Origin of the sequence: Nonomuraea sp. NPDC048901 (genome assembly GCF_040649695.1) — a bacterium.
In the GTDB taxonomy this organism is placed as follows: Bacteria; Actinomycetota; Actinomycetes; order Streptosporangiales; family Streptosporangiaceae; genus Nonomuraea.
In genome coordinates, this window is sequence record NZ_JBEZFW010000008.1 from 96,019 (window position 1) to 109,145 (window position 13,127).

General features: G+C 65.9%; 9 protein-coding genes. 6 read left to right on the plus strand and 3 right to left on the minus strand.

From position 1 onward, the window contains the following. Positions 1–272 precede the first annotated feature (272 nt). Positions 273–1,103 (minus strand): class I SAM-dependent methyltransferase, encoded by an 831-nt coding sequence (locus AB0C30_RS27810; protein ID WP_357949729.1) that lies wholly within the window; start codon positions 1,101–1,103, stop codon positions 273–275. Between the two features lie 542 nt (positions 1,104–1,645). Between AB0C30_RS27810 and AB0C30_RS27815 the strand changes: the two genes are divergently transcribed. Together AB0C30_RS27815 and AB0C30_RS27820 are read left to right on the plus strand one after the other, a co-directional pair. Further along, positions 1,646–2,971, plus strand: a complete 1,326-nt coding sequence (locus tag AB0C30_RS27815) for a UDP-glucose/GDP-mannose dehydrogenase family protein (RefSeq protein WP_357949732.1) — start codon at positions 1,646–1,648, stop codon at positions 2,969–2,971. A 252-nt stretch (positions 2,972–3,223) separates the two neighbouring features. Continuing rightward, positions 3,224–4,363, plus strand: coding sequence for a glycosyltransferase (locus AB0C30_RS27820; RefSeq protein ID WP_357949735.1), 1,140 nt, complete (start codon positions 3,224–3,226; stop codon positions 4,361–4,363). A gap of 73 nt (positions 4,364–4,436) precedes the next feature. On the opposite strand, the gene AB0C30_RS27825 is transcribed toward AB0C30_RS27820, so the two are convergent. After that, positions 4,437–6,032, minus strand: a complete 1,596-nt coding sequence (locus AB0C30_RS27825) for an NAD-dependent epimerase/dehydratase family protein (RefSeq protein ID WP_357949738.1) — start codon at positions 6,030–6,032, stop codon at positions 4,437–4,439. Between AB0C30_RS27825 and asnB the strand changes: the two genes are divergently transcribed. From asnB to AB0C30_RS27840, 3 genes are read left to right on the plus strand one after another with little or no spacing between them, the layout of a single operon-like run. Continuing rightward, positions 6,031–7,884 carry an asparagine synthase (glutamine-hydrolyzing) gene (gene asnB / locus AB0C30_RS27830; protein ID WP_357949741.1) on the plus strand — a complete coding sequence of 618 codons (1,854 nt, stop codon included), beginning with the start codon at positions 6,031–6,033 and terminating at the stop codon, positions 7,882–7,884. The two genes, AB0C30_RS27825 and asnB, sit on opposite strands and share 2 nt — an antisense overlap. A gap of 39 nt (positions 7,885–7,923) precedes the next feature. Next, positions 7,924–9,282, plus strand: a complete 1,359-nt coding sequence (locus tag AB0C30_RS27835) for a polysaccharide biosynthesis C-terminal domain-containing protein (protein WP_357949743.1) — start codon at positions 7,924–7,926, stop codon at positions 9,280–9,282. A gap of 7 nt (positions 9,283–9,289) precedes the next feature. After that, positions 9,290–10,432, plus strand: coding sequence for a glycosyltransferase (locus tag AB0C30_RS27840; protein ID WP_357949746.1), 1,143 nt, complete (start codon positions 9,290–9,292; stop codon positions 10,430–10,432). Here AB0C30_RS27840 and AB0C30_RS27845 read toward each other — a convergent pair. Beyond that, positions 10,389–11,660 carry a hypothetical protein gene (locus AB0C30_RS27845; protein ID WP_357949749.1) on the minus strand — a complete coding sequence of 424 codons (1,272 nt, stop codon included), beginning with the start codon at positions 11,658–11,660 and terminating at the stop codon, positions 10,389–10,391. The genes AB0C30_RS27840 and AB0C30_RS27845 overlap by 44 nt on opposite strands. 312 nt (positions 11,661–11,972) lie before the next feature. Here AB0C30_RS27845 and AB0C30_RS27850 point away from each other — a divergent pair, with 312 nt between their 5' ends. Continuing rightward, entirely contained in the window at positions 11,973–13,124 is a 1,152-nt protein-coding gene (locus AB0C30_RS27850) for a glycosyltransferase (protein ID WP_357949752.1), read from the plus strand. Positions 13,125–13,127 lie beyond the last annotated feature (3 nt).

Sequence of the window (13,127 nt, forward strand, 5' to 3'; positions counted from 1 at the left end):
CCCCCGGATCCCCCGCCCGCAGGGACGCCGGCCACGACGGACCGGCCCTTTCTGCTCCCCCCGGGGGGATCCCACCAGGGGACCTCAGCCACGACGGACCGTCACAGGGTTTGAGGCGGTCGTGTGACGAACCCCTCGGGGAACCCTTGGGCCTGATCGCCTCGACATGGCAGAGCGCGGCGACCGTCGCCGGCACCCACCGGCGCAACCCCCGCGCTCAACCCAAGACCACCTTCGCCACCAGTCAGCGGCGGCAGCAGCCGTCCGACCGATCAGCCAACCGGGCCGTCGAGCCCAGCCGCAGTTCGCGCGAACACATACTCATTGCAGCCATGACCCGCGCAAGTCTTCAGGTAACGCAGCTCAAAGCCACGCTTACGCAAGACGTCGAAAATCTCCCCGGGCGAGGCCACTTCAAAGGGGAAACCGCCGATCCAATCGATCAGATCGTGGCGCGTGGACATTCCGCGAGGTCGGACAGCAGCGGGGAGTCCGACGGCACACGCCCGTTTCACCGGCCTGGCCAAGGCCGAACGAAGGCCGAAATATGCTCGGAAGATGAGAATGAGCAGGGCCCGCGAGATTCGACCGCTGTGCACATAGCGCCGTTTAACATACCACCACAGGCGACTTGCCAACCCTTGGTCATTGTAGATCGAGATGTACAGCAGCCCGTTCGGCGCGACAAGCCGGGAAGCCGCCTCGATCGCCCGCCACATGGCACCTGTATGGTGCAGCACGCCCCAGGAATATACGACATCGTGCTGGCCTAGAGACTGTGTGTAAGCTTCGTCGAGAATGGATCCCTGCGCCACACTCCAAGTGCTTTCCGGGGCGAATATGCTGCGCAGTTTCGCCGATGCGGCGACGGAATTCACGTCGTAGTCGAAAGAGTGGACCTTCGCCCCCAGACGGTGCGCGGCCAGCGAGAACAGGCCGCTGCCGCAGCCGATGTCCAGGAAGGTGCGCCCGCTGAGGTCGGCGACCCCGAGGGCGTCCCTCAACGACGTCACGGCCATGGCGATCCGGTGTTCGTCGACCAGTTCGAGGAAGCTCAACCAGTTGTCGCCGAAGGCGAAGCGGTCCTGGGTGGTCTTGTCCACTGAATTTACCGTCATGACTTCACTCCGCTCTGAGAGATGCTCCAAAGAGCGCGTCGCGGGCATCCGCGCAACGCTGGATCCGCACCAAAACGTGGAAATCGCCCGCGGCTGACAAAGGTGCGATCGCTGGCCGGGCAACGCCGTCAACAATACGATCGCCGATCGCGGATATCCACCCGTGGCACACATACCGGCGTGTCTACGTCCCCAGGGGGCGATGCCGGTCGAGGGCCGATCTCCAAAGCTTGTCGCCCGTCGACCGGATACGTCCGTATAGGCCTTCCCGAAGCTCACATGGGGCCTGGCACATTCCACGCTTGGTGCCGACCACATTTGGCGGGATTTTAAGGAAGCTCTGCCATGTCTTTCAGCCGTTGGCCGCCGCGTTATCAGGCGTCTCCGAGTAAGAAAGTAAGGTGATCTGGTTGGTCTCGGGCGACGTGGACGAGGACGACATCGCGGGACCAGCACCTTAATTACCGAGCGAGGGAGAAACTTTGCAGGATCATACGCTGATACGCCAAGATTCGACCCAAGTGAAGATGTCGCAGTCTCTCGAGTCGCCCGACCGCCTCCGAGTAAGCGTGATCGGCGCCGGATATCTGGGCACCGCCCACGCGGTGGGGATGGCGCAGCTCGGCCACGATGTCATCGCCATGGACATCGAGAAGGAGAAGATCGCGAAGCTGTCGGCGTGCGAACTGCCCTTCTTCGAGCCCGGCCTCGGCGAGTTGCTCCGCAAAAGCGTGGAGGCGGGCCGGCTTCGCTTCACCGCCTCGTACGACGATGTCGCCGAAGCGGACGTCCATTTCGTCTGCGTGGGAACACCGCAGCTTCCCGGCTCCTTCAACGCGGATCTGCGATGGGTCGAGACGGCCTTCGCCGAGCTGGCGCGGCGGGTGGCCGGACCGGCGATCATCGTGGGCAAATCCACGGTGCCCGTGGGAACCGCGCGGCGCATGGCCGATGTCGTCCGCCACCAGACCGCCGGCGGCCGAGTGGAGGTGGCGTGGAATCCGGAATTCCTTCGTGAAGGGCACGCGGTTCAGGACACGCTCCAACCTGATCGGCTCATTTTCGGGGTGGAGTCGCAGTGGGCGGAGCAGTTGCTCCGGGCCGTCTACCAGCCGATCATCGAGGACGGCTGCCCCCTCGTGGTGACCGACTACGCCACTGCCGAGCTCGTCAAGGTCTCGGCCAACGCCTTTCTCGCGATGAAGATCTCGTTCATCAACGCCGTGGCGCAGATATGTGAGGCCACCGGCGGTGCCGTGCTGCCGCTCGCCGAGGCACTCGGCTACGACGACAGGATCGGCCGGCGTTTCCTGGGCCCTGGGCTCGGCTTCGGTGGCGGCTGCCTCCCCAAAGACGTACGTGCCCTGTATGCCTGCGCGACGGACCTTGGCCTGGACGAGGTCGCCACGTTCATCAGGCAGATCGACGCCATCAATCTGAGTCGCAGGGACCGCGCCCTCGCGCTCGGCCGGGAACTCCTCGGAGGCACGTACGAGGGAAGGCGGGTCTGCGTCCTCGGTGCCGCGTTCAAGCCGAACACCGATGACGTACGGGACTCGCCCGCGCTGGCGGTAGCGGTCGCCGCCCATCGCGAGGGCGCGCGGGTCACCATGCACGATCCCGTCGCGATGAACAGCGCACGGCTTGTCCACCCTGAGATCGAGTACGCCGACACGATCGTCGGGGCCGCGCTGGAGGCCGACCTCGTCATGCTGTTGACCGACTGGACCGAGTTCCAAGACATGGATCCCGCGCTGCTCAGCAACGTCGTGCGCAGCCGGAATGTGCTGGACGGGCGCAACGCGCTGACGCCGGAGCGCTGGCGCGCGGCCGGCTGGACCTACCGCGCTTGAAGCAGAAGGCCGTACGGCCCCGAGGCCGTGCGGTCCCAAGGCGGTGAAGGCCGTACGGTCCCTGAGCCGTGCGGCTCTCATGCTGTCGAGGCTGTGCGGTCGCGAGGCCGTGCGGCTCTCATGCTGTCAAGGCTGTGCGGTCGCGAGGCCGTGCGGTCCCAAAGGGGTGATCACGGTGCGTTCTGGCGGACCTGATCAGTCCGGCAACACCCCGGACACAAGGATCATGCCAAGGGCATCGGAGGTCGCGTCATGAGGAGTCTGCACGTCTGCGAGGTCATCAAGGACCTGGGGGTCGGCGGCGCGGAGATGCTGCTCGTCGAGCGATTGCTGGCAGCGCCCGCCACGGGCGTGCGCTACACCGTCATATGCCAGGGCGCGAAGACCGACGAGCTCATCCAGCGGCTGCGCGCGGCGGGGACAGAGGTGATCAGCCTTGCCGCCTGGCCGCGGCGGCTCCGCCTCGCCCGGCTGGCGGTGGAGGTCAGGCGCTTGCGCCCGGACGTTCTCAATCTCCATTCACCCCTGCCCGCGTCGCTGCTCCGAGTGACGTCGCGGTTGTCCAGGCCGAGGCCCGCGCTGATCTCGACCGTGCACAACGTCCGCTACCGCCTGCCGACGATGCTGCTCGACCGGGCGACAGGATGGCTGGACGCCCGTACCGTGGCCGTCTCGCCGCAGGTCGCACGGGCCGTCGTCAGCCGGGGCGCGCGCAACCTGGTGACCAGGATCCACGGCATCAACGTGACGGAGATGCGCCGCCGGGCGGCGGAGGCCGCGCGGACGAGGCAGGGGTGGAACGTTCCCGAGTCCGCCTTCCTCATCGCGCACGTCGGCAACTTCCGCCCGCAGAAGCAGCACGGCGTGCTCATCGAGGCGGCGGCCAAGGTGGTCGACCGCGATCCGCGCGCCGTCTTTCTGCTGGCCGGCACCGGTCCCCTGTATGAGGAGACGGCTCGCCGGGTGGCCGACCTGGGGTCAGACAACGTGCGGCTCCTCGGACATGTGCCGGACGCCGCCCGCCTGATCGCTTCGGCCGATCTGCTCGTGCTCAGCTCCGCGCACGAAGGGCTGCCTGTCGTCGTCATGGAGGCCCTGGCGGCCGGCGTGCCGGTCGTGTCCACAGCAGTGGGAGGAGTACCGGACCTGATCGACAACGGTCGCAACGGCCTGCTCGCCAGGCCTGGAGACCCCGACGCGCTCGCCGAGGCCATCCTTCGGGCCATGCGGCCGGACACGTACGCCCAGCTTCGCGAAGGGATCCGGAACACCGCTGATCCTGTGGACATCACTCAGACAGCCGAGTGGTTCGAGCGGCTCTACGACGAAGTCGTCACCGATGGAGAGCGGAACGGCCGTGGTCGCGCGCCGCGCCGACGACACGGCTACTGAGGTGAGGGGGGACGGCCGAGCTGCCGGAATAGCCGGATCCCGCTGTTCGTACGCGAAACCCGGCGATCTTCCACTATTCCGGCACGGAAATGACTTCGTTCTTGAGAGTCCACTCCACCTGCGTCGTCAGCCCGGTTCGCAGATCGATCGTGGGCCGATAGCCGATCACGTCTTTCGCCAGAGAGACGTCGGCATGCGTGTCCCGCACATCACCGGCCTGTCCGCTCCCGAACTCCAGCACGACCGGCCGCCCGACGATGTCGCCGACGAGGTCGGCCACGTCGAGCACCGAGGTGGTGACACCGGTGCCGATGTTCAGCGCCTCCGCTTCGACCTCCGCGTGCATGGCCATCAGATTGGCTTGTACGGCGTCCGCGACGAAAGTGAAGTCCCTTCGCTGCTTGCCGTCGCCCAGAATCGTGACGGTCTTCCCGGACAGCGCTGATTCGATCAACTTGCTGATCAGCATGTCGCGACGTTGCCGCGGACCGTAGACGGTGAAGTAGCGCAGCGCCACGACCGTTGGCCCGGATGGTCCGCGCCGCGCGTGAGCCAGGGCCAACTGCTCCGCGGCGAGCTTCGTCACCCCGTAGGGCGAGAGCGGGGCGGGGAGGTCCGCTTCGGTTACCGGTCCGTTCGGCGCACCGCCGTACACACTCGACGAGGACGACACCACGACACGACGGACCGAGGTACGGGCGGCCGCCTCCATCAGCAGATGAGTGGCGACGATGTTGCTCCTCGCATAGCTGGGGAACTCGGCTCCCCACGAAGGGCGGACGCCGGGCCGGGCCGCGATGTGAAAGACCGTGTCGGCCCCGTCGAACTGGGGTTCGAGGGGGATCTCCGCAAGATCGCCGCGAATCAGCGTGAAGCGGTCGCCGGTCTCGTTGAGCCGAAGGTTTCGCTCGGTGATCTCCGGCGGATGGCCCAGGCAATGGTCGATTCCGATGACCTCGTGACCGTCGTCGAGCAGTGACCTCGCGATGTGGGAGCCGATGAACCCGGCGACTCCCGTCACGACGATACGTTTCCCGGCCGGCCTGTCCACGGTATCCATGGGTTTCATCGATCGGTTCTCCTCACCTGAGTACAGAGAAATTGGCCGGCCCAGCGAGAACTGCTGTGAACCGGAATAGAAGCCCTTTACATCCTGTTGCCTCTTGGTGTCTCGCCGACGGCATCGAGGCATGCGGGTGGGAAATCCGGGATGGTCTCGACCGTCCCGCCGATATGTTCCGCTGGCCATGATACCGAGAATGATCGGGCGGGCACTTGTGGCGGGAAGGCGTGTTGCGTAAACGCGAGCAACCGGCGAATAGTCGTCTTCGATGTGCTTTGCTCCAGTCGCAAAGTCCGCAGACGATGTAAGGCGGGAGAAGCGGACGAAACGGTTGACGGCCTGGAGCCACGCCCACCTCGGTGGGGATGTCGCGGTGCATGGTCCACGGTGATCTAGGATCCGTTTCCAGCGAATCATGTGGGTTTTCAGGTCGTCGCGTTGCTCAATGCCTGGCGGCGCCGTTCCGCGGAATGCGGGAAATCCTGCCGCGCGGTCAATCGCCTGGTCCGGGAATACGGTTTTTGCGTTCACTGATGGAGGACCGATGTGCGGGATAGCCGGGATCGTATCGACGACACGGCCCGACCCGGCGCTGGTGCGCCGCATGTGCGAGGTGATCGTGCACCGTGGCCCTGACGGCGACGGATTCCACAGCGACGAGCACGCGGCGCTCGGCATGCGCCGACTGGCGATCATCGACCTGGCCTCGGGTGACCAGCCCGTTTACAGCGAGGACGGTCAGGTCGTCGCCGTCTTCAACGGTGAGATCTACAACTTCGCCGAGCTGCGACAAGACCTGGCCGCACGAGGGCACCGGCTGCGCGGGACAGGTGATTCCGAGTGCCTGGTCCACCTCTACGAGGAGCATGGCACCGAGATGGTCCACCGGCTCAGGGGGATGTTCGCCTTCGCCATCTGGGATCGCGCGCGAGAACGATTGGTCCTCGCGCGTGACCGCGTAGGGAAGAAGCCCCTTTACTGGCGTTCGGACGGCACCTCGCTGATGTTCGGATCGGAGCTGAAGTCCTTGGCGCAGGATCCGCGCCTGCGCCGTGAGGTCGATCCGGTGGCGTTGGACCACTATTTGACGTACAAGTACGTCCCGGCGCCGTGGTCCATTTACCAGGACGTACACAAACTTCCGCCCGGCCATCTGCTGGTCTGGGAACGCGGAAACGCCTCCGTGGACCGCTACTGGGCGCTGGACAGTTCGCCGCGACCGGTGCTGGATGAGAAAGGGGAAGAGGAGCGGCTACGTGAGCTGCTCTTGGAGGCCACCCGCATCCGAATGGTGAGTGAGCGTCCCATCGGCGCGTTCCTGTCCGGCGGGATCGACTCGTCCGCGGTCGTCGCGGCCATGGCCATGCAGAGCCAGGAACAGGTACGCACATTCTGCATCGGCTTCGAGGACAGTGATTATGACGAGCGGCACAAGGCCCGGATGGTGGCGGAGCGATATGGCACCGACCATCATGAGCTCGTCGTCACCTCCGACTTGCTGGACGTTCTGCCGCGCATTGCCTGGCACTTCGACGAGCCGTTCGCCGACGCCTCGGCCATCCCCAGTTTCTACGTCGCGCAGCTGAGCCGGAAGCACGTCACCGTGGTGCTCAACGGTGACGGCGGCGACGAGAGCTTCGGGGGATATCAGCGTTACGTTCGGATGGGGCAGGCCGAGCGGATACCGGTCATGCCCCGCGCACTGGCGATGGCGACCGGCCGCATCGGCGACATGATCGCGGACCGGACCACCGGCGGATCTCTGCCCCGGCGGCTCGCCCGGCTGATGCAGTTCGCCGCGGAGCGCCCCGCACGCCGCTACGCCCGCCTCATGTCCCAGTACACACACCGGCAGAAGTTCGCCGTCTACAGTGACGAACTTCGCGATCTTCTGGTGGGGGCGGACAGCTACCGGCTGCTCGACGAGGCGTTCGAGCGGTCATCGGCGGCCACCGACCTCGGCCGCATCCTGGACGTGGACGTGGCGAGCTACCTACCGGACGATCTCCTGGTCAAGGTGGATATCTCCGCCATGGCCAACTCTCTGGAGGCCCGCTCTCCGCTCCTGGACCACCACCTCATGGAATGGGCGGCCGGCCTGCCCATCGCACTGAAGGTGCGCAACGGCGAGACGAAGATCCTGCTCAAGCGGGCCGTCGCTCCTTGGCTGCCCAAGGAGATCCTGGGCTTCCCCAAGCAGGGATTCGACGTGCCGCTGGCGACCTGGCTCCGGGGTGAGCTGCGTGAACCGGCCTTCGACCTGCTCACCGACGCAACCGCCCGCGCTCGGGGCCTGTTCCGGCCACAGGTCGTCCGGAACCTCCTCCAGCGGCACGTCGAAGGGGCCGACCACAGTGTCCAGCTGTGGGCTCTCCTGCAGTTCGAACTCTGGTACCGAGCTCACGTGACCTCAGACGACCTGGTGATACCGGAAACCGGCTGTGCCCCTTTGACGTAGTCCCGGTGGCCGCGTGCTCACCACGACAAGGAAGATGTGATGCGTAGCCAGCGTGAGGTAAGAAGGCGGAGCCCCTCACAACCGAGCACCGACGTCGGTAACAGGCTCTCCTCGGGCGTGCTGCGCCTTCGCGCCTGGATCTTCTCGGAAACCTCGAGTACCGCCAGGATGGTGCAGGCGGGGACGAGCCAGTCACTCCGCCTCCTGCTGTCGACAGTCACCAGCATCTTGATCGCCCGCTACCTCCAGCCTGATGGCAGGGGTCAGTACGCGCTGATCGTCAGCCTGGTCTCCGGAGCGGCCATCCTTGGACATTTCACCGTCGTCAACACCCAGATCGCGCTCTGGAAGGACGGCGCTCTCAGCCGCGTGCTGACCGCCAACGGCCTCCTGCTCGGGATAGGGCTGGGCGCGGTGGCCGGCCTGGCCGTCTTCGTCGCGTCACCGTTGGTGTTCCCGAACCGGCCGGCCCTGCTCCTGGCGGTGGCTCTGGCGGGGGTGCCCGCCATGGCCGCGATCGTCAACCTGCGGGGCATGCTGACGCTCCAAGCCAGGATGGCCCTCATCAACCGCAGCATCCTCGTTTCCGGCTTGATCAACTGCCTGCCCCTGGTGCTGCTGGCGGTGCTGGGCCACTTCACGATCTCCGCGGTCGTCATCATGTGGACCGTGTCCGCCGTCGTACCGCTCCCGTTGTACCTGCGGACGCTGCGCCCGAATCTCAGCCACGCCAGCTGGGACCTCGCCGTGCGCCAACTCGGCCTGGCCGGGCGCTACCACATCGGCCACATCGCCCAGTATTTCCTGCTGTGGTCGGCGGCGGACATCCTGCTGCTCAACGCGCTGGTGTCCGCGTCCGAGGCCGGTCTCTACAGCGTGGCGGTAGTCGTGATCACGATCGCCCGGGTGCCCGCGGACGCCGTCATTCAGGTCGTCCTGCCACAGCAGGCCAGCGGTGACATGACCACATCCGCCGCGGCTACCGCGCGCGCGCTCCGGCTCGCGTTGCTCTGTTCATCGGGCTGCGCGCTCTTCCTCGCCGCCGCCTCCCCGCTGCTGGTCCCCTTCGTGTTCGGTGCCTCCTATGAGAGAAGCGTCCTGCCGCTGGTCATCCTGGCCCCGGGGATCGCCGCGTACGCCATCGTGCGCCTGACGGGGCAGTACCTGATCCGGCTCGACCGCCCCCTCGGCATCTCCGGGATCACCGTCGTAGCGCTCACTGTGAACATCGCGCTCGATCTGGTCCTGATCCCCTACATGGGTGCGGCAGGAGCCGCGCTGTCATCCTCGATCGCTTACGGCCTGCTGGCGGTCATCGAGGTGATGTGGTTCTTCCGGGCCCGCGCGGCTCCGGCGGAGCTTGAAGAAAGCGAACTTCAAGGAAGCGGGAAGGAGTAAAGGAGCCATGCGGAAAAGAGACCGATCCACTCTACGCCGTGTCGCATTCCTCATCGGGCACCTGGGGCGCGGGGGAGCCGAGGCTCAGATATCCCTGCTCGCGCAAGGTCTGTCCGGCAGAGGCATCGAGGTGCACATGTTCCTCATCTCGAAAAGCGGACCGCACGAAGCGGTCCTCCGTGACGCCGGAATAGAAGTGCATCACCTCGGCTTCGGCCGCACATCGTCAGGATCAGCTGATCTGCTGCGGTGTCTGCGGGGTTTCGCGCGTCTCATTCGATCGCTGCGGCATATTCGGCCCGAGGTGCTGCACGCCTATCTCTTCGAGGGCCGAATGCTGGGACCACCTGCCGCCTGGCTGGCGGGCGTGCCCGTCATGGTGGCCGGTCGGCGCAACGCGGGCGAGCCGGAACAACGCCACCGGCGGGTGCTCGTTCTCGAACGAACGATGACCCGGCTCACCGATCACGTCGTGACGAACGCGGTCGCCGTGGCTGAGGAAGCCCGCGCGATCACAAAGATCCCGGCACGCAAACTGAGCGTGATCTACAACGGTCTTCGGGCCTCCGCCTTCGAGCGGGCCGAGCCGGCGAGCATCGAAGACACCGAACTCCCTGTTGTGCTGTGCGTGGCCCGCCTGGCGCCGCAGAAGGGGCACGACATCCTGATCGAGGCCGCCTCCCGGCTGCTCCGGCGAGGCCGGCCGTGCACCTTCCTGCTCGCCGGCGAAGGCAGGGAACGGCACCGCCTGGAGGAGCTGGTCCGCGGGTCGCGGGTGGATGTCCGTTTCCTCGGTGACCGCACTGACGTGAAGGCGCTCCTGGCCAGAGCCGATGTGGTGGTCCTTCCCTCCCTTTGGGAGGGCCTGAGCAACGCGGTCATGGAGGCGATGGCCGCAGGACGGCCGATCGTCGCCACCGCGGTAGGCGGCACACCCGAATTGCTGGACGGCCGGGGCGTCCTGATCCCCGCGTCCGACGCGGAGGCTCTGGCCGACGGCATCGTCCGCGTCCTCGACGACCCGGACCTCGCGGCCTGTCTAGGACGCGAGGCGCGCGCCTGGGCGCGCGAGCATCTTGATGTGGACGTGCTGGTCGATCAGCACATCAATCTCTACCAGCGGCTCGCCCTGATCCGGAAGGACTGCTGAGCGCGGTCAGCGGCGGACGTGCGGCTTCTTCGATGTCCGCCGCCGGCCGCCTCCTGCTCCATGCCACCGCGGACAGCAGGCTCGTGAGCATGACGATGGGAATGCGCTGCCGGAAGATCAGGCCGACATTGGCCACTGTCGTCGCGTAGGCGATCGTGCTCGGCACGATGAAGAACAGCAGAATCATGAGCGATCGACGGTCATAACGCCAGAGCAGCCGCGCCCCGCGGATCGCGCTGTAGAGCATGAAGTACCAGACCAGCGTCTCGATCTTCGCCAGCTGCAGCGTCGCGCTGCCATCAGCCCAGGGGAAAGGAGCCAGCAGCGTGTAGAGCAACTTCGGGAGCAGCGAACCCCACGCGCTGCCGCTGTCCTCGAACAGCACGCCTGAACCCTGGCTGGCATATGAGCGGCGAGCCTCTTCTGACTGGCCGAACTCCAACTGTCCCAGTGCCGAATCCACGAACCCGTCGTCGTCGACATAGCCGGCGAAGAACAGGCCCGACACCACCAATCCGGCGGAGACGACCAGAACGCGAGTGAACGCCGCGCCCCGCGAACCCATGAGCCCGAGCAGCCACGGAACCCCACACATGAACACCATGTAGGCACGTACGTTGAGGAGCCCCCACAGCAATGCCAGCGTGGTGAGTGGCTTGCGGATGTCAAACCGTCGAGCGTTCGAAACGGCGAGGTAGAGACAGCTCACGACGAGGAACGCGTTGAATCCATCCTTGAACGTATCCGACGTGCACAGGAGGAACATCGGGGAAAAGGCGGTGATGGCCAGCAGGACGAATGCCGCCCGTTCGTCGGCGCCCACCAACCGCGCGAATCTGTACATGACGATGCACAGCGCGCACGCTATCAACGCCACGACCGCCACGCAGGCGAGCGGAGCCGGGCCGCCGCACAGATACATGAGGATGGCGAAGACATAACACGGTAGCGCTACGGAGTCGAAGCGCTCGGCCGGCACCGAGGTGGCGAACTGAAAGCCTTCGCGCTGCCAGAACGTGGCGGTCTCCAGGGACATGGCTTCGTACCCCAGATAGTCGCCGCCGTATCCGACGGCATCTGGCCGTACTACCGCGAAGTGAATGACGATCCGGGCGGCGAAGGCGGCAAGCAGCACCGGCAACACGTGCCACGCCGCCTGTTTGTCAAAACTTATCGAAACAAGGAAGACCAGTGTGATCACCGCGGCGGCCACGATAAGGTATTCCACCCAAACTCCTCAACGCTCGTATTGGCGCCATATCGACCTCTATGTCGATGTGATCGGGACGGCACGACGAACAATACGACGAGCGGCTGCCGAGATCGGCATGGCACACCGAACCGCTGTAAGTCAGTAGGAAAGACGGCGGCCGGTCAGCTCATCCGAGCTGATTCCATAACCTGCGGGGACAAGATATGCAAATATTCCGTCGGCACCGCGACTCGGACCATTGAACGAGTCAAGGCCCAAGCTAGCTTCTGCGGCATGAAGACCCATTCCGCAGGAGCTTGTGCGAAGCCGGACGGCCGCATAAGAGTCATGGATGTCATCGCCCGGATGAACATCGGCGGCCCGGCTACTCAGCTGACGGGGTTGTGCGCGCAGCTGAACAACGACACCTTCGATCACCGCCTCTACACGGGTGACGTCAGTGGCGACGAAGGCGACCATTTCCTGCTCCGGGATTCGGCGATGCCGGTTCACCGGGTTCCTGGGCTCGGTCGCTCGATCAAGCCCGCTGATGACGTCCGGGCCGTCGCCCACCTGATCAAGGCGATACGCACGTTCCGGCCGCATATCGTGCACACGCGGACGACGAAGGCCGGATTGCTGGGTCGCGTGGCCGCTCGCCTGTCCGGCATCAACCCGGCCATGGCCCACGTGTTTCACGGGCATCTCCTTTACGGCCATTTCTCGCCGCCCAAGCGATTTGTCTACGTACGGACGGAGCGCCTTCTCGCGTCGATGTCCGATCGTCTGGTGACCGTGGGAGCCCGCGTCCGCGACGAGTTGCTGGAGGCCGGGATCGGCCGTCGCGAGCAGTACATCGTCACCCCGCCGGGCGTCGGGCTCGGCCCGGTCCCCAGCCGCGAGGACGCCCGCCGGTCGCTGGGACTTCCGCCGGACGCGCCCGTGGTCGCCTTCGTGGGCCGGCTCACCCAGGTGAAGCGTCCCGACAGATTCGTCGCCACGGCGAGGGCGGTGCTCCGGCAGGTGCCCGACTGCCACTTCGTCGTCTGCGGAGACGGTGAGCTCCGCGAGCAGATGGAGCAGGCGGTCACTCCCATGCGTGCCTCCTTCCATCTGCTCGGCTGGCGGAACGACGTGGCCACCATCTGCTCGGCCGCCGACATGGTCCTGCTGACCTCCGACAACGAGGGGATGCCCGTCGCGCTCATCGAGGCCGGCATGGTGGGCAGGCCCTGCGTCTCCACCAGGGTGGGCAGCGTCGCCGAGGTCATCAAGCACGAACAGACCGGTCTGGTGAGCAGCGCCGACGTCGGTGAGCTGGCCAAGCACACCGTACGACTGCTGACCGACCCAGACCTCAGGCACCGGATGGGCGAGGCCGCCCGCGACTGGACCACCTCCTCGTTCGGGGTGGAGCGCCTGGTGGCAGACACCGAGGCCATGTATCGATCGCTGTACGAAGAGCGCCGGGCACGCGCTTCAGCCAGAAGGGCGAGGTGACAA

Bases quoted from the DNA above. Each gene is read 5' to 3' on its own strand.
- AB0C30_RS27815 (WP_357949732.1), top strand. From the start codon at position 1,646: ATGTCGCAGTCTCTCGAGTCGCCCGACCGCCTCCGAGTAAGCGTGATC.
- AB0C30_RS27820 (WP_357949735.1), top strand. From the start codon at position 3,224: ATGAGGAGTCTGCACGTCTGCGAGGTCATCAAGGACCTGGGGGTCGGC.
- asnB (WP_357949741.1), top strand. From the start codon at position 6,031: ATGTGCGAGGTGATCGTGCACCGTGGCCCTGACGGCGACGGATTCCAC.
- AB0C30_RS27825 (WP_357949738.1), bottom strand. From the start codon at position 6,032: ATGCGGCGCACCAGCGCCGGGTCGGGCCGTGTCGTCGATACGATCCCG.
- AB0C30_RS27835 (WP_357949743.1), top strand. From the start codon at position 7,924: ATGCGTAGCCAGCGTGAGGTAAGAAGGCGGAGCCCCTCACAACCGAGC.
- AB0C30_RS27840 (WP_357949746.1), top strand. From the start codon at position 9,290: ATGCGGAAAAGAGACCGATCCACTCTACGCCGTGTCGCATTCCTCATC.
- AB0C30_RS27850 (WP_357949752.1), top strand. From the start codon at position 11,973: ATGGATGTCATCGCCCGGATGAACATCGGCGGCCCGGCTACTCAGCTG.